The organism is Demequina sp., from assembly GCF_016278765.1.
Lineage (GTDB): Bacteria > Actinomycetota > Actinomycetes > Actinomycetales > Demequinaceae > Demequina.
Genome location: NZ_JADQBE010000014.1, coordinates 24,606 through 47,611 on the forward strand (window position 1 = coordinate 24,606; position 23,006 = coordinate 47,611).

Annotated in this window: 22 protein-coding genes; 5 read left to right on the forward strand and 17 right to left on the reverse strand. The window is 65.3% G+C overall.

The features are described 5' to 3' along the window. Positions 1–91: 91 nt before the first annotated feature. On the forward strand, positions 92–1,207 hold the full coding sequence (locus QZZ29_RS02460; protein WP_291381100.1) for a hypothetical protein: 1,116 nt from the start codon (positions 92–94) through the stop codon (positions 1,205–1,207). A gap of 65 nt (positions 1,208–1,272) precedes the next feature. Here QZZ29_RS02460 and glpK read toward each other — a convergent pair whose 3' ends face one another. Next, on the reverse strand, positions 1,273–2,772 hold the full coding sequence (gene glpK, locus QZZ29_RS02465; RefSeq protein WP_291381101.1) for a glycerol kinase GlpK: 1,500 nt from the start codon (positions 2,770–2,772) through the stop codon (positions 1,273–1,275). Positions 2,773–2,853: 81 nt separating this feature from the next. After that, positions 2,854–3,843, reverse strand: a complete 990-nt coding sequence (locus tag QZZ29_RS02470; RefSeq protein ID WP_291381102.1) for a sugar-binding domain-containing protein — start codon at positions 3,841–3,843, stop codon at positions 2,854–2,856. 131 nt (positions 3,844–3,974) lie between these two features. Between QZZ29_RS02470 and QZZ29_RS02475 the strand changes: the two genes are divergently transcribed. Then, positions 3,975–5,666 carry a glycerol-3-phosphate dehydrogenase/oxidase gene (locus tag QZZ29_RS02475; protein ID WP_291381140.1) on the forward strand — a complete coding sequence of 564 codons (1,692 nt, stop codon included), beginning with the start codon at positions 3,975–3,977 and terminating at the stop codon, positions 5,664–5,666. Here QZZ29_RS02475 and QZZ29_RS02480 read toward each other — a convergent pair. Further along, on the reverse strand, positions 5,651–6,583 hold the full coding sequence (locus QZZ29_RS02480; protein ID WP_291381104.1) for an aldo/keto reductase: 933 nt from the start codon (positions 6,581–6,583) through the stop codon (positions 5,651–5,653). The two genes, QZZ29_RS02475 and QZZ29_RS02480, sit on opposite strands and share 16 nt — an antisense overlap. Positions 6,584–6,587: 4 nt before the next feature. Continuing rightward, positions 6,588–7,457 carry an aldo/keto reductase gene (locus QZZ29_RS02485; RefSeq protein ID WP_291381106.1) on the reverse strand — a complete coding sequence of 290 codons (870 nt, stop codon included), beginning with the start codon at positions 7,455–7,457 and terminating at the stop codon, positions 6,588–6,590. A gap of 102 nt (positions 7,458–7,559) precedes the next feature. Here QZZ29_RS02485 and QZZ29_RS02490 point away from each other — a divergent pair, with 102 nt between their 5' ends. Then, positions 7,560–8,495 carry a LysR family transcriptional regulator gene (locus QZZ29_RS02490; RefSeq protein WP_291381108.1) on the forward strand — a complete coding sequence of 312 codons (936 nt, stop codon included), beginning with the start codon at positions 7,560–7,562 and terminating at the stop codon, positions 8,493–8,495. Between the two features lie 13 nt (positions 8,496–8,508). Here the strand turns inward: QZZ29_RS02490 and QZZ29_RS02495 are convergent, their stop codons facing one another. The 9 genes from QZZ29_RS02495 to QZZ29_RS02535 form a co-directional block, all read right to left on the reverse strand. Beyond that, positions 8,509–9,621: an aminopeptidase gene (locus QZZ29_RS02495; protein ID WP_291381110.1), complete on the reverse strand. Its 1,113-nt coding sequence runs from the start codon at positions 9,619–9,621 to the stop codon at positions 8,509–8,511. Positions 9,622–9,633: 12 nt separating this feature from the next. Next, complete coding sequence (locus QZZ29_RS02500) at positions 9,634–11,130, reverse strand: FGGY family carbohydrate kinase (protein ID WP_291381112.1); 1,497 nt, start codon at positions 11,128–11,130, stop codon at positions 9,634–9,636. Next, on the reverse strand, positions 11,130–11,936 hold the full coding sequence (locus QZZ29_RS02505; RefSeq protein WP_291381114.1) for a BtpA/SgcQ family protein: 807 nt from the start codon (positions 11,934–11,936) through the stop codon (positions 11,130–11,132). The genes QZZ29_RS02500 and QZZ29_RS02505 overlap by 1 nt, the downstream gene beginning before the upstream one ends. A gap of 34 nt (positions 11,937–11,970) precedes the next feature. Then, positions 11,971–12,594, reverse strand: coding sequence for a dihydroxyacetone kinase subunit L (locus QZZ29_RS02510; protein WP_291381115.1), 624 nt, complete (start codon positions 12,592–12,594; stop codon positions 11,971–11,973). A gap of 6 nt (positions 12,595–12,600) precedes the next feature. Beyond that, on the reverse strand, positions 12,601–13,602 hold the full coding sequence (locus QZZ29_RS02515) for a dihydroxyacetone kinase subunit DhaK (protein ID WP_291381117.1): 1,002 nt from the start codon (positions 13,600–13,602) through the stop codon (positions 12,601–12,603). 12 nt (positions 13,603–13,614) lie between these two features. Beyond that, complete coding sequence (locus QZZ29_RS02520) at positions 13,615–14,712, reverse strand: ABC transporter permease (RefSeq protein ID WP_291381119.1); 1,098 nt, start codon at positions 14,710–14,712, stop codon at positions 13,615–13,617. Continuing rightward, a complete protein-coding gene (locus tag QZZ29_RS02525; protein WP_291381121.1) occupies positions 14,709–15,728 on the reverse strand; it encodes an ABC transporter permease in 1,020 nt (339 codons plus the stop codon). The genes QZZ29_RS02520 and QZZ29_RS02525 overlap by 4 nt, the downstream gene beginning before the upstream one ends. Then, complete coding sequence (locus tag QZZ29_RS02530; protein WP_291381123.1) at positions 15,725–17,224, reverse strand: sugar ABC transporter ATP-binding protein; 1,500 nt, start codon at positions 17,222–17,224, stop codon at positions 15,725–15,727. Before QZZ29_RS02530 ends, QZZ29_RS02525 begins: the two co-directional genes overlap by 4 nt. A gap of 96 nt (positions 17,225–17,320) precedes the next feature. Beyond that, entirely contained in the window at positions 17,321–18,364 is a 1,044-nt protein-coding gene (locus tag QZZ29_RS02535; RefSeq protein ID WP_291381125.1) for a substrate-binding domain-containing protein, read from the reverse strand. A gap of 198 nt (positions 18,365–18,562) precedes the next feature. Here QZZ29_RS02535 and QZZ29_RS02540 point away from each other — a divergent pair, with 198 nt between their 5' ends. Next, positions 18,563–19,333: a DeoR/GlpR family DNA-binding transcription regulator gene (locus QZZ29_RS02540; RefSeq protein WP_291381127.1), complete on the forward strand. Its 771-nt coding sequence runs from the start codon at positions 18,563–18,565 to the stop codon at positions 19,331–19,333. Here the strand turns inward: QZZ29_RS02540 and QZZ29_RS02545 are convergent. The 4 genes from QZZ29_RS02545 to QZZ29_RS02560 form a co-directional block, all read right to left on the reverse strand. Further along, positions 19,317–20,342: an alcohol dehydrogenase catalytic domain-containing protein gene (locus QZZ29_RS02545; RefSeq protein ID WP_291381129.1), complete on the reverse strand. Its 1,026-nt coding sequence runs from the start codon at positions 20,340–20,342 to the stop codon at positions 19,317–19,319. The two genes, QZZ29_RS02540 and QZZ29_RS02545, sit on opposite strands and share 17 nt — an antisense overlap. Positions 20,343–20,427: 85 nt before the next feature. Continuing rightward, positions 20,428–21,369 carry a LysR family transcriptional regulator gene (locus tag QZZ29_RS02550; protein ID WP_291381131.1) on the reverse strand — a complete coding sequence of 314 codons (942 nt, stop codon included), beginning with the start codon at positions 21,367–21,369 and terminating at the stop codon, positions 20,428–20,430. A gap of 144 nt (positions 21,370–21,513) precedes the next feature. Continuing rightward, entirely contained in the window at positions 21,514–21,780 is a 267-nt protein-coding gene (locus QZZ29_RS02555) for a DUF6458 family protein (protein ID WP_291381132.1), read from the reverse strand. A 96-nt stretch (positions 21,781–21,876) separates the two neighbouring features. After that, positions 21,877–22,032, reverse strand: a complete 156-nt coding sequence (locus QZZ29_RS02560) for a hypothetical protein (RefSeq protein ID WP_291381134.1) — start codon at positions 22,030–22,032, stop codon at positions 21,877–21,879. 192 nt (positions 22,033–22,224) lie between these two features. Between QZZ29_RS02560 and QZZ29_RS02565 the strand changes: the two genes are divergently transcribed. Next, positions 22,225–22,914, forward strand: coding sequence for a TetR/AcrR family transcriptional regulator C-terminal domain-containing protein (locus tag QZZ29_RS02565; protein WP_291381136.1), 690 nt, complete (start codon positions 22,225–22,227; stop codon positions 22,912–22,914). Positions 22,915–23,006 lie beyond the last annotated feature (92 nt).

A 23,006-nucleotide genomic window follows, 5' to 3' on the forward strand; every position in this document is an offset into this window, starting at 1 on the left:
GTTCGCTGGTGGCGCAGGGAACATCCGGGCCTCGCGCATCGTCAACCCAAGTGGCAGGATGGAACCAAGCACCACGAGCTGGGAGGCCGCAATGCAAAGACGTTGGGACGACATCGACGTGGACAAGTACCGCAAGCAAGCTCTGGACGCGGCCGAGTCCGCGCGCGAAGCCGCCGAACGTGCGGCCGATGCCGCCGGCAAAGCCGCACGCACCGCCAGGGAATGGGCGGGTCCGCGCGCCGAACGCGCCAGGGAATGGGCGGGTCCGCGCGTGGAGGACGCGAAGGAGTGGGCCACGCCGCGCGCCGAAAAGGCTGCGCGCTCGGCCGCCCGCAAGGCCAGCCCCTACGTGCACAAGGCGAGCGACGCGGCCGGCCACTGGGTCGACGTGGCTCGCGGAGCGCTCGTGGGCGCCGCCATCCCGGCGGTTGTCTCGGCGATCGATCGCGCGGGCGAGGAAGAGTCGGACAAGCGCGGCGGGGGGACGTGGGCCAAGGTGCTCATCCCCATCGTCGTCGCTGGCGCTGCTGGAGCGGCGCTGGTGGCGTGGGCGCGCCGCGACCGTGGCCGCGACGACTGGGCCGGTGACGACGACTGGGAGTTCTCCGCCGAAGACGGCGACTTCCCAGCGAAGCTGCGACGCGACGTGAATCGCGCGGCCGACTCGGCTACCGCCGCTGCCAAGAAGGCCGCCTCCGCGGTCGCCGCCGCGGCTGGCACCGTGGGAGACAAGGCGGGACCTGCGTACGAAAAGGCCAGGTCCGCCGCCGCGGCAGAAGCCAAGAAACTCGCCGACCAGGGCCAGCCCTACGTCGGCAAGGCCAAGGACGCCGCGGCGGCGGCAGCCACCAAGGCTCGAGAGGCCACCGTTCCGATGATCGACAAGGCCATGGAGCAGGCCACGCCGTACGTGACCAAGGCTCGTGAGGCCGCCGCGGCCGAGGCCAAGAGACTCGCCGACCAGGGCCAGCCCTACGTGGACAAAGCCAAGACCACCGCGGCTGCCGAGGCCAAGCGAGTGCGTGACGGCGTGACGACCGCGCGATCGCGTGCGGCCACCGGCATCGCCAACACGCTCGACGACGCCGAGGACGTGTGGGAGGACGACGCCGACGACGCCCCAACCACGAAGGCTCCGGCAAAGAGGCCTGCCGCCAGGAAGTCTCCTGCTAAGAAGGCTCCGGCCAAGAAGACCGACACTCAGTAGCCACGCACAAACGCGGACCGCCACACCCACCGCCGGCGCTCCGCGTTTGTGCTATGCGGCTGGGGTCACTCCACCCAGTCCAAGGAGCGGGTCACCGCCTTGCGCCACTGCGCCATGCGGGCCTCCCGTGCGTTCGCGTCGATGGACGGCTCCCAGCGGGCCTGTTCTTGCCACAGGGTACGCAACTGGTCTCGACTTGACCAGAATCCGACCGTCAGGCCCGCGGCATATGCCGCGCCCAATGCGGTGGTCTCGGCCACGACCGGCCGCACTACTGGCGTGCCGAGGATGTCGGCCTGGATCTGAAGCAGGAGGTCATTGACCACCATGCCGCCGTCCACCTTGAGCTCGGGGATGTCGACGCCTGTATCCGCGGCCGCCGCGTCGATGACCTCGCGCGACTGAAAGGCGACCGACTCAAGCGCCGCGCGCGCGATGTGCGCGCGGTTCGCGAACCGCGTGAGGCCCAGAATGGCGCCGCGAGCGTCGGGCCGCCAGTGGGGCGCGAACAGGCCGGAGAAGGCCGGGACAATGACCACCCCTCCGCTGTCGTCCACGCTCCTCGCGAGGGTCTCGACCTGCGCGGCGGAGTCGATGAGGCCCAGGCTGTCACGCAGCCACTGAACCAGCGACCCCGTCACCGCAATCGAGCCCTCGAGCGCGTACCGCGGCTTCTCTCCCGCTACCTGGTACGCGACCGTGCTGATGAGCCCGTGACTTGAGGTGACCAACTCCTCGCCCGTGTTGACGATCAGGAAGTTGCCGGTCCCATACGTGTTCTTCGACTCACCTCTGTCGAACGCGGCCTGCCCAAACGTCGCGGCCTGCTGATCTCCCAGGATTCCCGCGATCGGGATGTCGTGCAGCAGGTTGGAGGCCTCTATCCTTCCGTAGTCATCGGAGGAGGCCCTGATCTGGGGCATCATCGCCCGCGGAATGTCGAACGCCCTCAGCAGCTCATCGCTCCACTCGAGCTCGCGCAGATCCATGAGCAGGGTGCGGCTCGCGTTGGTCACGTCGGTGGCGTGAACCCCGCCATCCGTGCCCCCCGTGAGGTTCCACAGCAGCCAGGTGTCGATCGTGCCGAACAGGAGTTCCCCGGATTCGGCGCCGGCGCGCGCGCCGTCCACGTGATCCAGCAGCCACGCGACCTTGGTGGCCGAGAAGTAGGTGGCGAGCGGAAGGCCGGTGAGGTCCTTGAAGCGGTTGACGCCACCATCGTCCGCCAAGCGGTCCACCAGGTCTTGGGTGCGGGTGTCCTGCCACACGATCGCGCGGTGGATGGGCTTGCCTGTGCGACGATCCCACACCACCGTGGTCTCGCGTTGGTTCGTGATGCCCACCGCCTCGACATCGTGACGGGTGATGTCCGCCTGGGCGAGTGCCACGCCGATGACTTCACGGGTGTTGCGCCAGATCTCAAGGGGATCATGCTCCACCCATCCCGGCCGGGGGAAGAACTGACGATGTTCGATCTGGCCGGTCGCCACGGGCTTGCCTTGCGCGTCGAACACCATGGCTCTCGTGCTGGTGGTTCCTTGATCGATGGCGAGGACAAAGCTCATGGACAAGCTCCTTTGCTTGGGGACATCGTCAATCTAAGGGGGTCGGCCGCGAAGGTCACCACGGATGCACACATGTGCAGGTCAGTCGGACTCGGCAAGCCGGGACGCGAGCGCCTCGTCAAGCACGAGGTCGGTCATCAGTTCGCCGGCGAGGGCGCCCTTGAGAGTGGTGAGTTTTTGCACGCCGGACACGACGCACACGCGGCGCGGCACGCGGCGGAGGCGACCCAGGTCGGGGCCGCTCGCACGCGCGTTGAGAGCGATCGACTCCGAGCTGCCGTCGGGACGAAAGAACACCGTCGCGAGGTCGCCGACGACACCATCTTCCATGAGGCTTTCGTACTCCGCGGGTTCGAGGTAGCCGCCGATGTAGACGCGGCTGGGGACCTCCGCGAAAGGCGAGCCCAATCCAAATATCGCGACATCCATGCGGGCCTGGACGTCGAGCACGCGGATCACGCTGCGCTCGCGCCACAGCGCCTCCTTGGTCGCGGGGTCATCGAAGAATGCGGGCACGGCGAACTGCTGCACCTGGGCTCCATACGCATCGCCAAAGCGCTGCAGAATCTTGCTGGCGTAGTCGATGCCGGTGGTCTCGGTATTACCAGCGCCGTTCATCTGCACGACGACCGCGTTCTGCACGTCCTTGGTGACGAGGTGTCGGCTGACTGCGCTCATTGTCGAGCCCCACGCCACGCCGACCGTGGCATTCGAGTCGACGAATCCGCCCAGCAGCCGCGCGGCCGTTGTCGCGACCCGCTCCAGGCGATCGATGTCGCTGACCGCGGAAGGAACGGGAACCACGTGCGCGGTCACGTGGAAGCGCTCGGCGATGGTGCGCTCCAGCTGCATGCCGCTGTCGTGGGGTGAGTGGACGCGAATCTCCACCAACCCTGTGTCTCGCGCGTGAGAGAGCAGCCGGGACACCGTTGAGCGAGATGTGGAGAGTTCTCTGGCGATCGATTCCATGGTCTGATCCTGCAGGTAGTACATCTGCGCGGCGCGTAGCGCGACCACCCGACGGCGATCTTCCGCCACATGGTCCATCGTCATCACCCTCTTTCTGCACATGTGTGCACGGTGCTTGTGCGAATGTGTGGCACTGGCGATCATAGGGCACAGAGACATTTCCCCCGCGAAGAAAGGACTGGCTCGTGGCCTCATCGGGCTCCCCTTCACCCGACAACCCGGAACGCGCCACGGTGACGCGGCTGCGAACGCTGCAGCACACCAGCGTCATCGTGATCGGCGGCGGCATCAACGGCATCGCGACCTTTCGCGATCTCGCAATGCAGGGTGTCGATGTGGTGCTCGTGGAGCGCGGGGACTTCGGCTCCGGCGCTACCGCGGCGTCCAGCCACATGATCCACGGCGGGCTGCGCTATCTCGAGAACGGCGAGATGCGACTCGTGCGCGAATCCGTCCACGAACGCAACGGACTGCTGCACACCGCACCTCACTTCGTGAAGCCGCTGCGCACCACCATCCCGATCTACTCGACATTGTCCAGCATGATCGCGTCGCCCATGAAGATCCTGCGGCATCGATCCGGCGAGCGGCACGTTGAACGCGGCGCAGTCATGATCAAGGTCGGACTGTCGCTGTACGACACGTTCTCTCGCGCCAACGGCACCGTGCCCCGTCACCGCTTCATGGGACGCAAGGAGTCACTCGCCGCGCTGCCAGCGCTCGACCCGAACATCAAGTACACCGCCACCTATTACGACGCCTCGGTGCACAGCCCGGAGCGCCTCGCGCTGGACGTGCTGATGGATGGAGTCAGGGAGCACAGCGGCGCGATAGCAGTCAACTATGTCGAGGCCGTCGGCCTGGACGAGTCCTCCGTGCGTCTGCGCGACGTGGAGACGGGCCAAGAGTTCAGCATCGGCGCGGAGGTGATCGTCAACGCATCGGGACCATGGACCGACCTCACGAACGAGGCGCTCGGCACGCACACGTCGTTCATGGGCGGCACCAAGGGCTCACACATCGTCCTGGACCATCCGGAGCTGTTGGAGGCCACGGGCGGGCGAGAGATCTTCTTCGAGCACTCCGATGGCCGGATTGTGCTCATCTACCCGCTGCACGGACGCGTCCTGGTGGGCACCACAGACGTCCGCGCCGACCCGCGGGAACCCGCGGTATGCACCGATGAGGAAGTGGACTACTTCTTCGACCTCATCCGGCACGTCTTTCCCACGATTGAGCTGGACCGCTCCGACATCGTCTTCACGTACTCGGGCATCCGGCCGCTCCCACGCCACGATGACATCAAGCCCGGACTCGTCTCACGCGACTACCGGATCGAGGTTGACCAAGACCGGGCCGGTAGCCCAGTGCTGAGCCTGGTCGGCGGCAAGTGGACCACGTTCAGGGCGCTGGGCGAGACATTGGCCGACCGCGTGCTGGAACTGCTGGACCGACCCCGCATGTGGTCCACCGACGGCGTCGTGATCGGCGGCGGCCGCGGTTACCCGAAGCGTGCGAGCCGGCGCGCGGCCTGGGTCGCGAGCAACCTCCCCGGCGTGGATCCGGATCGTGGGGCGACGCTGCTGGAACGCTATGGGACCCGCGCCACGGAGGTCGCGGCCTTCCTCGCGGAGGGTCCCGATTCGCCCCTGGTGGATGGGGCGCTGTCCACACGCGAGGTTGCCCGGATGGCGAGGTGGGAGAGTGTGGTCCACGTGACCGACGTGGTGCTGCGGCGCACCAACCTCGCCTTCGTCGGCGGGTTGCGTCCAGAACATTTCACGGAGATCGCCGCCGCCCTCGGGCAGGAGTTGGGATGGGGCGAGGACCGCGTGCGTGCTGAAGCCCAGGCGTGTGCCGACACTCTCCACGAGTTCCATTCGATCGCCGCCACCGGGGCCGTGCGCGGTTACGGAACTGCGTAGCCGGCGGCCCTGAACATCTCGTACCACTCGGCGCGCGTGAGCGGGATCTCGGATCCCTGCGCAGCGGCGGCCACGCGTTCGGGCGTGGTGGTGCCGATGACGACCTGCCACTGCGCAGGGTGGCGCGTGATCCATGCGGTGGCGATCGCGAGAGCGGGAACGTCGTACCTGTCCGCCAAGCGACCGACCACGGCGTTGAGCTCGGGGTAGTCGTCATTGCCCAGGAACGGTCCCGTGAAGAAGCCCGCCTGGAACGGAGACCATGCCTGCAGCGTGATGTCGTGCAGTCGGCAGTAGTCGACGATGCCATTGTCACGAGAGATCGACTGATCCAGTCCCGCCATGTTCATGGCCACGCCCTGCGCAATGATCGGCGCGTGGGTGACGGACAACTGCACCTGGTTGGCGACGATCGGCTGCTTGACGTGCTTGCGCAGCAGGTCGATCTGGCCGGGCGTGTGGTTCGAGACGCCGAACGCGCGGACCTTGCCCGCGGCCCCGAGTTCGTCGAACGCCTTGGCGACGTCTTCCGGCTCGACCAGGGCATCGGGCCTGTGCAGCAGCAGCAGGTCGAGGTAGTCGGTGCCGAGCGCCTTCAGCGATGCGTCGACGGACGCGACGATGTGTTCGGATGAGAAGTCGAAGTACGGCCCGTCGGGGACGATGCCCGCCTTGGACTGGATCACCATGGACTCACGCTGGGAGGAGGTGAGCTTCATGGCCTCGGCGAACCGCACCTCGCAGCCGTGCAGGGGTGAGCCGTACACGTCGGCGTGGTCCATGACCGTGATGCCCGCGTCGAGGGCTGTGCCCACCAAGGTGCGCACCTCCTCGTCGGTCTTGTCCTGGATGCGCATCAGGCCGAGCACCACGTTCGATGCCGGGACGTCGATGCCGGGGAGGTTGTAGGTCTTCATGTTGTTAACCCTTCAGTACTGTGCTGAGCTGGGCGACCTCGTCGGCCGTCAGCGTGAGTTCGGGGGCCTGCGCGGAGTCCGTGATAGACGCAGGCTTGGAGGCGCCGGGGATCGGGATGACCACATCGGCCAACGCGAGCTCCCACGCGAGGGTGACGCGCTGCGGGCTGACGCCATGCGCATTGGCGATCTGTTGGAAGGCCGAGTGGTTGTGGCCGACCGCGCCGGCGCGGGCGATGCCGCCGAGCGGGCTCCAGGGCAGGAAGGCGATGCCCATCTCGGCACACAGTTCGAGCTCGGGGTAACTGCTCACAAAGGCTGGGGAGAACTGGTTCTGGACGCTCACGAGGCGGCCGCTCAGCAGGTCGTTCGCCTGGCGGATCTGCTCCGGGTTGGCGTTCGAGATGCCGGCCATCTGGATGACGCCCTCGTCGAGGAGTTCGACCATGGCCCCGATGGAGTCGGCGTACGGAACCTTGGGGTCGGGGCGGTGGAGCTGGTGCAGGCCGATGGCCTCGACGCCGAGACGCTTGGCCGACGCCTTGGCCGCCTGCTTGATGTAGGTCGGGTCGCCATTTCGCGTCCAGGTCCCGTCTCCGGGGCGCAGGTGGCCGGCCTTCGTGGCAACCAAGATGCCGGAGGTGTCGGATCCGTAGCTGCGAAGTGCCTCGGCGATGAGTTCCTCGTTGTGACCCACGTCGGTGGCCGTGAGGTGGTACGCGTCGGCGGTGTCGATGAAGGTGACGCCCGCGTCGAGCGCGGCGTGGATGGTGGCGATGGCCTGCGCCCGGTCGGGGCGGCCCTCGATGGACATGGGCATGCCGCCCAGTCCGATCGCCGAGACGGAACGGTTGCCGATGGTGCGCTCGTGCACAGTGAACTCCAGTGTTGAGAGGGGATTCCCCTTCAGCATAGGAACGGGTAACTTAGAAGTCCAACGACTTCGCGCGATGGTTTTCACAATCTGGAGTGCTTAATGGAATTGCGGCAGATGGAGTACCTCGTGACGCTCGCCGACGAGCGCCACTTCACGCGCGCCGCGCAGCTCATCGGTGTCTCGCAGTCGGGGCTGTCCGCTGGTATTCGTGGGCTTGAACAGGAACTCGGCACCAGCCTGTTCACCCGCACCACCCGGCGCGTCGAACCCACCGAGGCCGCGCTCGCCCTGCTTCCCCACGCCCGCGCCCTGCTCGACGGTGAGCGCGCGGCGCGCGACGCCGTCGTGCACGCCACCCACCAGGTGTCGGGCACCCTGCGCATCGGCACCGAGCAGTGCCTGGGCGTGGTCGACGCGACCGCGCTGATTGACCGCTTCCACCGGCGCCACCCACAGGTCGAGATCCAGTTCCGCCAGGCCGGCTCGCACGACCTCATCGACGCGTTGCGGTCGGACACCTTGGACATCGCGTTCGTGGCCGCCGCCGCGCACCTGGGCACCCTGCCGCACCAGCAGTTGGGGCACGAGGACCTGGTGCTGGTGTGCCCTCCCGGCCACCCACTCGCGGACGCCTCCGTGGCCAGTTGGGAGCAGCTCGCCGTCGAGGATCACGTGGACTTCGACCCCAGCTGGGGAGTGCGGCCGCTGGCCGATGCGGCATTCGAGTCGCGCGGGATGATGCGCCGCGTGCGGTTCCAGGTCAGCGACGTCCACACCCTGCTCGAGTTCGTAGACCGCGGCTTGGGCGTCGCGATCGTGCCGCGCCACGTGTCCAACAAGCCGCAGGCCGCGCGGCTGGTCACGGTCCCCCTGCCGCACGACGCCCCGCGCTGGGAGGTGTCCGTGGTGCAATCCCGCAAGGCCGGGTCCGATTCGGCGGCCCCGCACCTGATGGAACTGCTGGCCGATGCGCCCGCCTGTCGCGGAGCCGTGGTGGTCCGCGCTGACGCAGCGATCCCAGCGTCGGCGGGCTAGGAGCGGGGCCGCGTCAACGAGACGAGCGTGGAACCGCGACCTCGCTCAACACCGGCTGCACCACTCCGTCGCGGATGAGCCACTCGTCGTCGATGCGGAACGAACCCTGAGGGGCGCCGCCGGTACCGCGCAGGTCCTTCACGATGTCCCAATGCAGCGCGGAAGTGTTGACGCCACCGCATTCTGGGTAGGCGCGACCGAGAGCGATGTGGACGGTGCCGAGGATCTTCTCGTCGATCAGCAGGTCTCCCGTCATCTGCTTCAAGGCGGAGTTTGTGCCCACGCCAAGTTCGCCGACGCGACGCGCGCCTTTGTCTCCATCAAGGAGTTTGCGCACAAACGCGAGACCGTCGGCCGCGTTCTCCTTCACAATCAGTCCGCCCTCGAACTCGAACTCGAGATCCTCCACCTTCACGCCGCCAAAGGAGAACACGCCGGGAAAGCGAATGCGCCCGGAGATGTCGTCTTCGACCGGCGCCGTGGCGATCTCGCCATCGGGCCAGTTCGCCTTGCCCGAGAACGGCACCCAGGTCCGCCCCTCCACACCGAGCTCAAGCGTGCCCCACTCGTCCTCGATGACCGCAGTGCGGGCCGAGGCGAACCTGTCACACAGGACCTGCATCCTGCTTGCCGCTTCGGGCCAGTTCGCGTCGAAGGACGCCGACCACTCCGCCATCAACTCACCGGGATCGAGGGACATGGCCTGCGCCCACGCGGGGGTGGGGACGCGCACCAGGGCCCATCTGGTGCCCTTCCACCGCATGGTCGACACGATTCCGCGACCGTGACGCAGGGCGGCGATGCGCTCCGGGTCGGCGTCGACAACCGGGTTCACCATCGCTCGAAACGAGACGTGGACATTGGACCACTCCATCGCCGCCGCCTCGAGCGCTGGCGCCTGCGCAAGGGTGTCGGGCTGGGCCCATCTCAGGGCGCTCGCGTCAAAGCGCTCGTCCGTCGCGATGACCTGCACCACCGCGCCGCGCCGCCACCCCTCTTCGACGAGGGCGGCTGCCGCATCCATGACCGAGACGTCCGTCACGAACACTGACACGCGGTCGCCCGCGGACATCTCAACGCCATCGGCAACGAGTCGGACGATCTCATCCCAGTCAATTCCCTGCATCACAGTCCCGTTTCAGTCATCGCTAAACCGGCCGCGATGGATCGGCGCCAGGGCACGGTACGCCGCGACAAAGTCCTCGTGGTCGGCGCGTAGTTGAGCGGCATCGTCCGGATTTGGACTGATCGTGCGGCGTGAGTGCCGCCAGCCATCAGGAGCAGACGGGTCGGAGATCGTGCCCACGCCCACGGCCGCGAGGAAGGCGTCGCCAAAGGCGGCCCCGGGGGAAACCGTCACGTGCTGGTCGAGCCCCGTCACCGTCGAGACGGTGCTCATCATCACGTCATTCTGGGTCGCGCCACCTATCGCTATCACCCGGTCGATCGAAACCCCGGCCCGCCCATAGGTCAGCAGCGCCTCGGCCACCGAGTGCCCCAGACCCTCGAGCACGGCGCGGGCAATGTCCGCACGCGAGTGCCCAAGCCCAAGGCCGATGAGTGCGCCACGGCTGTGCGGATCCTGGAAGGGCGTCCGCTCGCCGGAGAAGTGCGGCACCGCCAGGACGCCACGGGCTCCCGGAGGCGAGTCGGCGGCCAACGCCAAGAGCCGCCCGAACGTGACGTCGTCCTCCGCGTCCGTGATGTCGAGCACATCCGAGATCCACCGTGTCGCAGTCCCGAGCGTGGCGGTGCCGGCGGCGAGCACGTAGGTGTCCTCGAAAACGAAGGGCGCCGCCCACAGGTCTTGGTGAGTGATGGGCGTGGTGCTGACCCGGATGAAGTACCCGGTAGACCCGTACTGCGCCATGAGCGCGCCGTCAGAGATCACCCCAGCGCCAACCGCCTCAGCGGGTGAGTCTGTGGTGCCGACGATGACGGGAGTTCCCGCGGGCAGACCCGTTGCCGCCGCGGCCCCTGCGTGAATATGACCGGCCACCTCTGTGCTCCAGGCCAGGCGCGGCAGGCGTTCCTCGTCGATGAAGCCCTCGCAGCCGGTCAGGTCCCAGCGCTTCTCTCCAAGGTCGTATAGCGGGTGGAAGTAACCGGCGGTACCGTGATCGATGACCACCTCCCCGGTGAGCCTTGCGACGATCCACGACTGGCTCGTCATGAACCACCGAGCGGCCCGCCAGACCTCGGGCTCCTCATCCTTGAGCCAGGCGATCTTGGGTCCTGCAGACTGGCTGGTGAGCGGATTCCCGCCGCGACGAAACACCTCATCGGCGCCCAGCGTCGCCGTCAGCGCCTCGCCCTGCCGGGTCGCGCGAGTATCGACGCCGTACAGGATCGCTGGTCTCAGCGGCACCAGTCCGGCGTCGGTCGCGACCACGCACGGGCCAATGGCGCTGACCCCTACGGCCCGGACGTGGCGCGCCTCGGGGTGAGCCATCAACTCTCTCGAGATGGCCGCGACTCCTGCCCACCAATCCGATTCCGGATCGTGTTCAACATGGCCGGGTCGGGGAGTGGACAGGCCGTGGCGACGGCGAGCCATCGCCAGCACCTCGCCCTCGGCATCGACCAGCACACCCTTGCTCTCAAAGGTGCCGACGTCGATGCCGATGAAGGACATTATCGAACCGTCCTCACCGCTTCCATGAGCTCGGCGACTCGAGCCGACTCCGCGTCGTTCTCGAACTTGCCGTCACGCTTGAACCAGGTGCCCACGATCGCCCCATCCGCGTACTTGAGGCTCTCCACGACGGTATCCGGCCTCACACCGGTATTGACGAAGACAGGGGTGTCGCCCGCGTTCTCCTTCACCATCTTGAGGGTGGGGGTGTCGGTGGCCGCACCGGCGGTCAACCCCGAGACACACAGGCCGTCGGGAACGCCGTTGAACACCGTTGACCGCGTCATCTGTCCAAGATCCCGGCCGCCGAGGTACGTGGCGGCCTCCGGCACGATGTTGTAGAGCAGTTTGACGTCCTTGGCCGAAACCTTGGCGCGATGCCGCGCCGCCCGCCCGACATCGGTATTCCACAGACCGAAGTCAGATGCGTAGACGCCGGTGAACACCTCCCGCACGAACGAGGCTCCCGTCGCGATCGCGAGATCGATCGAGGCCACCCCGTCCCACAGCACATTGACACCAAACGGGACGGTCAGTTCCGCTCGGAGTTCACCGATGACCCTCGCCATGGAGATCGCAGTGATCGGCTCCGTCTCCGTCAGGTAGGGAAGGCTGAACTCATTCGAAATGAGAATGCCGTCGATGCCGCCGTCCTGAAGTGCTGTGATCTCTTGACGCCCATGGGCGAGAATCCGGGCCATTCCTCCCGCGGCGTCATACCCGGGGTCGCCGGGCAGAGCAGGCAGATGACACATTCCGATGATCGGTTTGCGTACGTCGAAGACGTCGTCGAGCCAGGTTGTCATGAGCGGTATCCCATTCGTCGTTGAAGTGGTGTGTTCAGTCCTTGGTGACGCCGGCCGCCGCCCACGCCTCGACGAACCTCTGGAACGCCGTGGCCCCAGGATCGGCGAGTCCGATGCTTCGTTCCTGCAACCATGACGCACGGCCCCTCCGAGACTGCAATGAGGTGGTGTCCCGCACCGCGCGAGCCGCCGCTGCCTTCGCGGCCTCCGTCGCCTCGCCGGGATCGGTGGCGGATTCCAGTGCGTCCGACGCCGCGGCGATTCCATCGAGGATCGTCTTGTCGCCCACCTGGGTCTTGCCTCGTTGCGCGATGCTGTCGGCGGCGGCCTTGGTGAACTTGGCCGCCTCCGCAACGCCGATGTTGCGCTGGCCCTCCCAGACCCGGGAGCCGGACAAGAGCGCGCCTGCGACCAAGGCCGCCATCGTCGACGGATTGGCGTTGGCGAAGGCCTTGGCGCAGGTACGGGCAATCTCGGTCGGCGTGGTGTCGTCCGGCAACTCCTCGAGCGCCGCGATCACCGCGCGCGAACCCGCCGTGATCGTGATTCCGAGGTCGCCGTCGCCAAGCGCCTGGTCGAGGTCGCGCAGTTCATCGGAAGACTCGATCAGGATGGTGAGACTTCGACAGATGCGGTCCTTGAGTTCCTTGCTTTCCATGGCGGATCAGCCCTCTCGAAAGAACGGCGACTGGGCGGGCGCGTTGAGCAACTCCAGTCGGTCATCATTCAGATCCAAGATGGAGATGGACGCGCCTGCCATTTCGAGGCTGGTCGCATATTCGCCCACATAGTTCTTTGCGACCTCAATTCCGCGTTCAGCCAGGAACGTGTGGGTCTTGCGATAGAGCACGTAAAGCTCCTCGAGAGGCGTTGCCCCCATCCCGTTGACCAGCACCGCGACTCGCGAACCCTCACCCAGTCCCAGGTCATCGACGAGCGCCGAGGTGAGGTGTTCGGCGATCTCGTCGGCCGTCTCGAGGGCGCCACGCCGCGTTCCCGGCTCCCCGTGGATGCCAATCCCGAACTCCATCTCACCCTCGGGAAGCTCGAAGCTTGGCTTTCCCGTGGTCGGAAGGATGGTCGGAGCGAGTCCGATGCCGATGGTTGCCGTGTGCTCGACGGTGTCCTCCGCGATGGCGGCGACCTGCTCGAGGGAGTCGCCTCTCTCGGCGGCTGCCCCAGCGGTCTTGTAGGCAAAGAAGATCCCGGCAACACCGCGCCGATCGAGTTTGCGCTCGTGGGGTTGGCTTGCGACGTCGTCGCGACCCAGCACGGTCTTGGTGTCAATGTCCTCGAGTTCGGCCAGGTCGACCGCAAGGTCGAAGTTGAAGACGTCGCCGCCATAATTTCCGTAGAGGTACAGCACTCCGGCACCGCCATTGACGGCCTTGGTTGCCTGGAAGATCTGGTCGGAGCTTGGCGAGCTGAAGACGTTGCCGATTGCCACCCCAGAACACAGGCCCTTGCCGACGTAGCCCTTGAACAGCGGCAGGTGTCCCGACCCACCGCCGGTGACGATGCCGACCTTGCCGTCCAGCGGAGCGTCGGCCCGGACCAGAACCCGGATGTCGTCCCCTGGCGTCTTCACGAGGTCGGGGTGAGCCAGCAGAATCCCCTCGACAAACTCGTCGACGAAGCTATCCGGGTTGTTGATGATCTTCTTCATGGTCTTATCCGTTCACTTTGTTGTTGCTTCGGCCACGGCGTCCTGCTTTTCACCATCGGTGCTCGGTCGTCGCTTCCTCGTTTTGATTTTCACTTGATCAAGGACCATCACGCCCACCAAGATGAGGCCCTGAGCGATCGCGTACTCATAGGCCGACAACCTCATGGCCGTAAATCCGCTGGAGAGCACTTGGAGTGTGAGCGTTGCGAGCACCACACCGAGCACCGTCGCGAACCCGCCGTTGGGGTTCGTGCCGCCAAGCACCACGATCACTATCACCAACAGCACGTAGCTTGAGCCATAGTCGGCGCTCGCTGACGGGCTCCGGCTGAGGAACACCAGACCTGCCACCGCGGAGAGCAGGCCGCTGGTGATGTAGGTCATCATCAGGGTCGATCGCGCGCTGATGCCCGAGTACTTGCTCGCCACCGGGTTGGCACCCTGCAGGGCGATCTTTCGGCCGATGGCCGTGCGGTTGATGAGGACGGCGATCGCGACGGCGGCCACGATCAGAATCAGCAACAGCACGGGAACGCCGAGTATCGCCGTCGATCCCATCGAGGTCAGCCCGCCCGGAGCGCCCGAAATGGTGACGCCGCCGGTCCACACCAGCGCCAGGCCGTTGTAGAGCTGCATCGTGCCGAGGGTCACGAGGATCGGAGTGATTCCCACCACGCTCACGAGCACTCCATTGATCGCACCCAAGGCAACGCCCACCGCCACCCCGGCGAGCAGAATCAGGGGCGTCATCGAGTCCGCCGCCCCCTGGCCCTGTGAGTTCAGCACGGACGTGTAGAGGGAAGACACGGTAATGGCCGTGGCATTGGCGATCGCCACCACCGACAAGTCGATGCCGCCAGTCAGCATCGCCATCATGACGGCGAGTGAGAGAAGGCCGATCTCCGGCGCGACCAGGCCGATGTTCTGAAGGTTGACCTCGCTGAGGAAGACGCCGGGGTTCAGGGCCGCGAACAGGACGAAGGTCGCGACGAGCAGCAGGGCCATGCGACCCACACCCCGTTGCACGTGGATTCGGGCAATGGCCGCGTTGTACGCTGTCTCGACTCGCTGATTGATCTGACTCAGGGAGCCGCGTGACGGATCGCTCATGCCTCAACCTCCTTCTGCACGATGACCGGGCGTTTTCGCGCGCGAGTACGGCCGAGTGCTTGAGCAGTGACGCCGAGCAGCAGCAACATCCCGACCGCGGCCCTCTGCCATGTGCTGGGGATTCCCACCAGCACGAGGTTGTTGTTGATGAGTTGGACGAGAACGACGCCCAGCACGGTGCCGACCACGGAGCCGCGGCCACCGAAGATCGATGCCCCTCCGAGCACCACGGCCGCGATGATGTCGAGTTCGGTACCGACGATGGCCTGAGGATTTGCATTCTTGCCGAGGATCACGAACACCACCCCGCCGAGGGCCGCGAGGGCGCCCACGAGGGTGTAGAGCCAGACTTGCGTCCTGACCACACGGATGCCGACGCGCCGCGCCGCCTCTGCGTCGCCGCCGATGGCGTAGATGCTGCGGCCGAACATCGTCCACCTCAGCATCCAGGCGATGAACACCGCCACCAGCACCACCGGGATAATCATGAAGTGCAGGTAGCCGCCGCCCGGAACATCCCAGAGGTGAACATCTGAGAGCCTGGTGATCGACTTGGGCAGCTCGCTCGCGGAAATATACAGCGAGCCGATGTAGGTGAGCAGAACGCCCTTGTAGATGGTTTGAGTGCCGAGAGTCACGATCAGGGTCGGCAGCCTGAACCGCGCGATCACCACGCCGTTGAACAGGCCAAGCAACCCACCCACGACCATGGCAATGACAAAGATCAGCACGAGTCCCGGATCAAGGTTGCCATCCTTGGCCCATCTCACCGTGGTGTACGCCGCGAAGATGGCAATGGCGGGGAACGAGACGTCAATGCCACCGGAGATCATGACGAGCAGCACGCCGAGCGCGAAGACGAGCGGCACCATCGAGCTGCGCACCAGCGCAAAAAATGTGCCGGGCGTAAGGAACGCTGGCGACGCGATGGACATCGCCACCGCCACCACGATGATGACCGCGACAAGAAGTCCTTCGTTGTTGGCGCCGCGCAATCGCCCCAGTGCAGTCCTCATGCCGCCATCCTCTTGTGAATCTCGTTCGCATTGATGTCTTCACCGACGAACTCGGACACGATGCGTCCCTCGTGAACGATCAGTACCCGATGACAACTGGAGACGAGTTCCGGAATGTCGTCCGAGATCACGATGATGCCCATCCCGGCGGCGGCCTGTTCGCGCAGGATCGTGAGGATCTCTTCCTTCGATCCGATGTCGACGCCCACCGTTGGTCCGTTGAGGACGAGGATGGTCGGCTTCCGGTCAAGCCACTTGGCGAGCACGACGCGTTGGGCGTTGCCACCCGAGAGGCTATGCACGACGGCGGCGACGTTCGGTGCCTGAATGCGCAGGCGCTTGAACAGGTCTGCGATCGAGTCCCGAATCCGCTTGCGGTTAAGCAGGCCGAACTTTGTGCGATAGGAGTCCAGGGACGATGCGACCATGTTGTCCGCAATGGAGGCGTCAAGAAAGAGACCCTGCGTCAGCCGATCCTCGGGCACGTAGCCGATTCCGGCCCTCACCGCGTCGCGGATCGAGTCGATCTTGTGAGACTGCCCCGCGACGATCACTTCGCCGCTGTGGGCGGGTCGAATGCCGAATATCGCCTCGGCGATCTCTGATCGTCCCGAACCCAGCAGCCCCGTAATGCCCAGAATCTCGCCGACGCGGAGCTGCAGGTCGATGTGGTGGAAGTCGCCGGACCGCGTCAGGTTCTTCACATCAAGCAGGAGTGCGGCGTCCTTGTCGACCGGCGCGACGAGCCTGTCTTCCGACACCTCTCGGCCGGTCATCGCTTTGGCGACGCTGCGCCCGGTGTAATCCGACGCTGGGCCGGTTTCGACAAGTTCACCGTTACGAAGAATGGTGAGGCGCTGAGCGATCTGGAGCACCTCGTCTAACTTGTGGCTGACGAACATCACCGCAACGCCGCGCTCCTGGAGCCTGCGCACGATCGTGAAGAGCCGGTCAACCTCGGTATGGGTCAGGGCCGTGGTGGGTTCATCCATGATGAGCACCTTGGCGTCGCCGACGAGGGCTCGGCAGATTGCCACAAGCTGGCGGTCGGCCACCGACAGGCTCTCGACCTCCGCGCCCAGATCGATCTTCAAGCCCAGTTCTCTGACGATCCGGTCGGCCTCCGCATAGATTCGCTTGCGGGAGGAGAACCTCCGCCGCTCCGCGAGTTCGCTGAGCATGGCAATGTTCTCGGCGGCGGTGAGGTTCGGAAACAAGGAAAAGTCCTGGTAGATCACCTGGACTCCGCTGCGAATCGCCTCATTGGGCGTGAGATGTGATCGCCGACTGCCGCCGATCGAGATGCTCCCGGAGTCTGGTCGCTCGACGCCGCTGATGATCTTGATCAGCGTTGACTTTCCGCTCCCGTTTTCTCCGGCGAGGCAGTGCACTTCACCCGGGAGTAGCGAAATCGACACGCTCTTCAGGGCATGGACTCCGCCGTAAGTCTTCACAATGTTGTGGACCTCGAGGACGGGTTCGGCGACCACTGTCATGGTTTGCTACATCCCTAGTGCTTCCAAGTTCCCGGGTGGGCCGGACCGATGAGGGTCCAACCCACCCGGGAATGGTGTGTGAAGGAGTCGAGCGACTTAGAAGTTGTAGTCGCCGACGTTGCTGAGGTCAACCGCGACACCGGCGTTGCCGGCGAACACGTTGTCGTAGCCCTCAAGCTTCACGAGGGACTCGTAGCCAGGGATTCCCAGGTTCGTGCCTTCTTCAACGGTGCCGCCCTCGGCGAGGATGCGGCCGATCTCCAACTGTGCCTTGCCGGCCATGGCCGGGTCCCAGAAGAAGATCTTGTCGATTGCTCCGCTTTCGAGGTAGCTTCCGGCAACGGAGGGAATCGAGGTGCCCATGACGCACACCGAGTCGGCCTTACCGGCCTCGTCGACCGCACGCGCGATACCGACGACGTCGGTGCCCGCCGAGCCCTCAAATGCCGCGATGTCCGGGTACTTCGCGAGGATCTCCTTGGCCTTGTTGTAGGCCGTTTCCTCGTTCTCCTCCGACTCGATGGGGTCTTCCACGCGAGTCATGTCCGGGAAGTCGGCCTGCTGCTTGTCGTAAGCGCCGCCCACCCAGTCCATGTGAGATCCGTTGGTCAGTCGCCCGACGAACTGGACGTACTTGCCGGTACCACCGGTGCACTGGCCAAGGTTCTCCATGATCTGCGCACCGTAGGCACGGTTCTCGAAGCCTTCAATGTCAATGTCGATGTTCTTCATGCCGGCTGCTTCGTGACCCACCACGATGATTCCCGCGTCGCGTGCCTGCTGAGCCACGGCCGCGAGACCCTCAAGGTCATTGGGAACGATGCCGATGGCGACTGGCTTCTGTGCGATCAGATTCTGAATGATGGCGACCTGACCCTCATTCGTCGCCTCTGCAGGTCCCTCTTCACGTGCGTCAAGGCCGTTTTCTGCGCCCCATTCCTTGACGCCGACTTCCATGCGGTCAAACCAACCGATGCCGGTCGCCTTCACGATGACCACGTACGCGCCGTCTCCGCCGCCAGCGCTCGTGGTGCCGGTGGTGGCTGACGTGGTTGGCGTCTCGGCTGTCGAGCTGCAACCGATGAGGGTCACGGCAAGGGCACTGGCCAACAGTCCGCCGGAAAGTTTCTTGTGCTTCATATTTCACTCCCTTGTGATCGAGCACCCTGCGCCTCTACGCCTTCGTCGAAGCTGCAGTGGCAGTAACAGGACCATATGCCTGGGTTTGCGCCGCTGTCAATCACAACTGCGCACCCAGTGCGCGCTTTCCTTCACTTTACTGCTCGTTTTCGCGCAACCGGGCGGCTAGACTCGTGCATCAGACCAAAGGAGGTCGCCATGTCTCGACAGGCACAGATCGTCGAGTTGCTCCTTGAGCGAGGGTTCACTTCCGTGTCCGACCTGGCGTCTCACTTCGACGTCACCGAGTCGACAATCCGGCGCAGTCTGACCGAGTTGGAGGCGCGCGACCTGGTTCAGCGGACCCACGGCGGCGCGCTTCCAGTGGGCCAGGTAGACGCTCCTTTTGACCTCAAACAGTCACTTCACCGACCCGAGAAGGAAGCCATCGGCAAGGCCATGGCTCATCGGATTCTGGACGGTCAGACCGTGCTGCTTGACAGCGGTTCGACAACCCTCGAGGTGGCGCGCAACCTCAGAGGTCGGCAACTTACGGTCGTGACCAACGACCTCCTCGTGGGCGCCACGATCGCCGAAAAGCAGAACGCGCACCTCGTTTTCATCGGCGGAGAATTGTTACCGAATGTATATACGATGTGGGGTCCGACCTCGATCCAGCAACTCGAAAACTTGCGCGTCGACGTTGCCGTGTTCGGTGCTGACACCGTCACGGAGAACGGCGTCTTCAACACGTCGAGCTACGAACTCGAGATCAAGAGAACGATGCGATCGGTCGCCACGGAAGCGTTCTTCGTTGCCGATAGCTCAAAGTTTGGCAGGGAAGCACTCTTCAAGGTCTTCGATCTGGACTCCTTCAGTGCCGGAATCACCGACGACTACATCGAACCCATGCGGGCGGCGCAGTTCCCCATACCTCTCATCAGGGTCCGCTCGCAGGAGACCTTGGCCGCCGTTACGCCTCGGAGTTGAACAGCACAGCGCGCGATCGCAACTCACCGGCGGCGAGCTTCCCGAGCGCCACGTCGGCCTGCTCCATCGGGAAGCGTTCGACGACGGTGCGGATCTTGCCTGCCGCGGCAAGTTCAAGCACTGCCCGCATCTGAGCGCGGTTGCCGAGTATTGAGCCCTTGATCGTCTGCGCCCGGTTGAAATGGAATTCTTCGACATTGATCGGCACGGCGTTGACCAACGTCCCACCCCACTTGAGCGTGTTCATCGCCTGCGCCGTCACCTCGTCGGAGGCGGCAAAGGTCAGCACCACGTCGGCGGAGTCCGCGATGGCCTCCATCGCTGCGGGGTCCGTGGAATCGACGACGCGCGTGGCGCCCAGTTCCGTGGCGACGTCACGGTGCGCTGCATTGCGTCCGACCGCCACCACCTCGGCGCCCGTGAGGAGCGCCATCTGCAAAGCCATGTGACCCACTCCGCCGAGGCCAAAGAGCGCCACCACGTCGCCCGGTCCCACGTCGACCTTGTCCATGACTCCGTAGGCCGTGATTCCAGGGCAGAAGAGGGGAGCGGCGTCGACCAGGTCGAGGCTCTCAGGAACGTGATACGTGTAGTCGGCCCACGACACCATGTAATCGCCGTAACCGCCGTTCACGTGCTCGCCCGCAACTTTGCGTTCGTGACACAGCTGTTCCCGATCACTGGCGCAGAACTCGCAGGTTCCACACGCCCACCAGATGGGCTGGACGCCCACCGGGTCGCCCACCTTGAAACCGGTGACTCCCTCGCCGATGCCGGCCACCCGGCCCGTGGCCTCGTGCCCGGGGATGATCGGGCTGATGGCGGGCACCCCGCCGTCAACCCAGTCGCCCTCGACGGTGTGAAGGTTCGACCGGCACACCCCACACGCCACGACCTTAATGAGGAGTTGGCCGGCAGCGGGCTCGGGACGGTCGGTCTCCTGCCATGCAAGCGGGTGCTCGGCGAGGGGAGCCGGGGTGAACAGGAGGTTTGCGCGCATCGTTGTCATGCCACCGACTGTACGACTTTTGTTGGTGGCTCCGCCAACAAGGAATTGTTGAGGCGGCGACAACTGATTGTGGTTGCGGACGGCACTATGACGCTCGGGGCACCGCCGAAAGTTCGGTGCGCACCTCGGACACGAGCACGCTCGGAACCAGCATGGCTTCGAAGGCGCGCGCCGTCGAGCCCGCTCGGTCGGATACCGCAACCCTGATCTCCCAGCCCAGATCGTCGTCGACCAACTCGACCTTTGCCAGTCCTGAGGCGGACTCTTTGTGCGCCAGAGACACGGGCAGCGCCGCGACACCGAAGTCGCGCTGCACCATGTCGATGAGCATGTGCACGTCATCCACGGTCACGACGCTCCGGCGGATGAGCCCACGCGCCTCCGTCGCCGCGTCAAGCACTCGTCTGACCACCCACGTCGGCTGGAAGTCCACAAACTTCTGCCCGACCACGTCCCGCCAGGCCAGGGATCGCTCGGTGGCCAGGGGGTGGCCAGGGTGCGTCAGGAGCACAAAGGGTTCGCGGCGCAGTACCACCGAACTGAAGCCCGAACTCCTCTGCCAGGGTTCGCCCACCACCGGACCGGCTATCAACGCAATGTCAAGGTCGTCTTCCGACAGACCCGCGACGAGCGCTCCCGTCGAGGACTGCTCGAAGGACATCTCCGCCTGCGGTTCGTCGATCCGGAATGCCGCCATGAGATCCACGAGGTCGACGAGGTCCCCCACGCATTGTTCGGACCCCACCCTGACCAGTCTGGCCTCCCGCTGGGAGACCTCGAGCAGCTCCCGTTGCGCCGCCCGAGCATCGGCGAGCATTCGCCGCGCCCGCGGAAAGAACACCTCGCCGGTCCTGGTGAGCGTTGCGCCCTGTGGACCGCGGTCAAACAGCCGAACCCCGAGTTCTCGCTCAAGCGCGCGGATCGACGCGGACAAGCCCGACTGCGTGACAAACACGGTCTCGGCCGCTTTCGTGAAGCTACGCTCGTCCACCACCGCGAGGAAGAACTCTAGTTGTCGGACGTCCATGTCCCTCACAATCCCCGTAGCAACCGATGGCCCGAGCTGGCACGCGGCACGCGCGCGGAAGGCCGCTGCTACGCCCACGCGTCAGATCCGCGAACCAGTCTAAGTCCCCGAGCCCCCGGCCGGAACGGTCACCCGACGGCGCCGTCACGGCATCGGCGGCCCGGTGACGTCGTCGGTGGTTACCACTGACGAGGCCGCGTTGGGCGCCGCCGCCCCGGCCTGGTGGGTCTCGGTAACCGTCTGGCGACGTCGCGGCGAAAACACGAACAGGGTGAGAATGAGGCCCACGGCGCCCGCCACCATCAGGATGACGCCGACCGCCTTGATGTCCAACCCGGCCACTGTTGCGTCGACGGCCAGCGTGAGAATTGCTCCGACTGCCATCAAGAAGATGTTGATGCCGATGCCCATGATGTTCCTTTCGTTGGGGGAATGGATCTCCGGTCGACTCGCAGATTCGCTCAAGAATCGCTCAGCCGACGGTGTTGCGAAGCAGTGGCGCCGGGGTCACCAGTAGTGGCGGCGACCGCCCACACCACGACCGATCATGCCGAGGATGGCTAAGACGACTCCCACGACCACGAGAATCACGCCGACCGTCTCGAGGAGGGGGATGCCGGCGATAATCCCCATGAGGAACAGGACAATGCCAAAGATGATCATGTCGACTCCAAGCCGAGGCGGCGTTCGTAGGACTGCACTGAACCGGGGACTCGTTCTGCACAGTAGACCTACGGTGTAGATGTCATTGAACTCCCATTGCCGACATCTGTCAATGTGTAGGGCTACATTGTTGGTATACGGTGTAGCCAAGAACCCGTGCATGAGGCCGCTGTGAAAGTGGAGGATTTCAAGGTGACACCCCGCACTACTCCAAAGAACGTCGCCCTGACCCGGGAGTCCACCCTTCGCGCGGCTCTGGAGATCATCGATGAGGATGGTGTCGAGGGGCTGTCCATGCGCAGGCTCGGTCGCGCCCTTGGGCGCGACCCGATGTCGCTCTACCGCCACGCGACCACCAAGGCTGAGCTTCTCGATGGCGTCGCCGAAACGGTCCTCGCGGAACTGACCGTCGACACCGCCTCCGGCGACTGGGAGGCCCAACTGCGCACCGTGGCCCGCCAGTTCCGAGGCCTCGCGCTCGCCCACCCCAACGTGATTCCGCTCCTGGTCACCCGACCGCTGAGCACTCCACTCGCCATGCGGCCGTTGGGCACCTTGCGACCTCTGGAAGCAATCCTCGAACTGCTCATCCGCGCGGGATTCTCCGAGGTCGACGCTCTGCACGTGTACCGCTCGTTCTTCGGCTTCATCCAGGGCCATGTCCTGAACGAACTCCAGGAAATCGTGGAGAACCCCGAGGAGACCGACGATCTGCTCCGACTGGGTCTGCATCGGCTCCCCCTACGCGAGTTCCCTCGACTTCGCGCCCTCGCATCCGTCCTGGCCGCCTACGACGGAGCAGCGGAACTCGAGCGAGGCATGGACACTTTGTTCACGGGCCTGCACGCCCAACTGCACCCCACCAGCCCGTCGCCAGCGTGAGCCCAGACCGTGACGCGCCGTCGGGCTATGTCGCGGGATGGTGGAGCCTAGGGGAATCGAACCCCTGACCTCCTGCTTGCAAAGCAGGCGCT

Bases quoted from the DNA above. Each gene is read 5' to 3' on its own strand.
- QZZ29_RS02460 (WP_291381100.1), top strand. From the start codon at position 92: ATGCAAAGACGTTGGGACGACATCGACGTGGACAAGTACCGCAAGCAA.
- glpK (WP_291381101.1), bottom strand. From the start codon at position 2,772: ATGAGCTTTGTCCTCGCCATCGATCAAGGAACCACCAGCACGAGAGCC.
- QZZ29_RS02470 (WP_291381102.1), bottom strand. From the start codon at position 3,843: ATGTGCAGAAAGAGGGTGATGACGATGGACCATGTGGCGGAAGATCGC.
- QZZ29_RS02480 (WP_291381104.1), bottom strand. From the start codon at position 6,583: ATGAAGACCTACAACCTCCCCGGCATCGACGTCCCGGCATCGAACGTG.
- QZZ29_RS02490 (WP_291381108.1), top strand. From the start codon at position 7,560: ATGGAATTGCGGCAGATGGAGTACCTCGTGACGCTCGCCGACGAGCGC.
- QZZ29_RS02495 (WP_291381110.1), bottom strand. From the start codon at position 9,621: ATGCAGGGAATTGACTGGGATGAGATCGTCCGACTCGTTGCCGATGGC.
- QZZ29_RS02500 (WP_291381112.1), bottom strand. From the start codon at position 11,130: ATGTCCTTCATCGGCATCGACGTCGGCACCTTTGAGAGCAAGGGTGTG.
- QZZ29_RS02505 (WP_291381114.1), bottom strand. From the start codon at position 11,936: ATGACAACCTGGCTCGACGACGTCTTCGACGTACGCAAACCGATCATC.
- QZZ29_RS02510 (WP_291381115.1), bottom strand. From the start codon at position 12,594: ATGGAAAGCAAGGAACTCAAGGACCGCATCTGTCGAAGTCTCACCATC.
- QZZ29_RS02515 (WP_291381117.1), bottom strand. From the start codon at position 13,602: ATGAAGAAGATCATCAACAACCCGGATAGCTTCGTCGACGAGTTTGTC.
- QZZ29_RS02520 (WP_291381119.1), bottom strand. From the start codon at position 14,712: ATGAGCGATCCGTCACGCGGCTCCCTGAGTCAGATCAATCAGCGAGTC.
- QZZ29_RS02525 (WP_291381121.1), bottom strand. From the start codon at position 15,728: ATGAGGACTGCACTGGGGCGATTGCGCGGCGCCAACAACGAAGGACTT.
- QZZ29_RS02530 (WP_291381123.1), bottom strand. From the start codon at position 17,224: ATGACAGTGGTCGCCGAACCCGTCCTCGAGGTCCACAACATTGTGAAG.
- QZZ29_RS02535 (WP_291381125.1), bottom strand. From the start codon at position 18,364: ATGAAGCACAAGAAACTTTCCGGCGGACTGTTGGCCAGTGCCCTTGCC.
- QZZ29_RS02540 (WP_291381127.1), top strand. From the start codon at position 18,563: ATGTCTCGACAGGCACAGATCGTCGAGTTGCTCCTTGAGCGAGGGTTC.
- QZZ29_RS02545 (WP_291381129.1), bottom strand. From the start codon at position 20,342: ATGACAACGATGCGCGCAAACCTCCTGTTCACCCCGGCTCCCCTCGCC.
- QZZ29_RS02550 (WP_291381131.1), bottom strand. From the start codon at position 21,369: ATGGACGTCCGACAACTAGAGTTCTTCCTCGCGGTGGTGGACGAGCGT.
- QZZ29_RS02555 (WP_291381132.1), bottom strand. From the start codon at position 21,780: ATGGGCATCGGCATCAACATCTTCTTGATGGCAGTCGGAGCAATTCTC.
- QZZ29_RS02560 (WP_291381134.1), bottom strand. From the start codon at position 22,032: ATGATCATCTTTGGCATTGTCCTGTTCCTCATGGGGATTATCGCCGGC.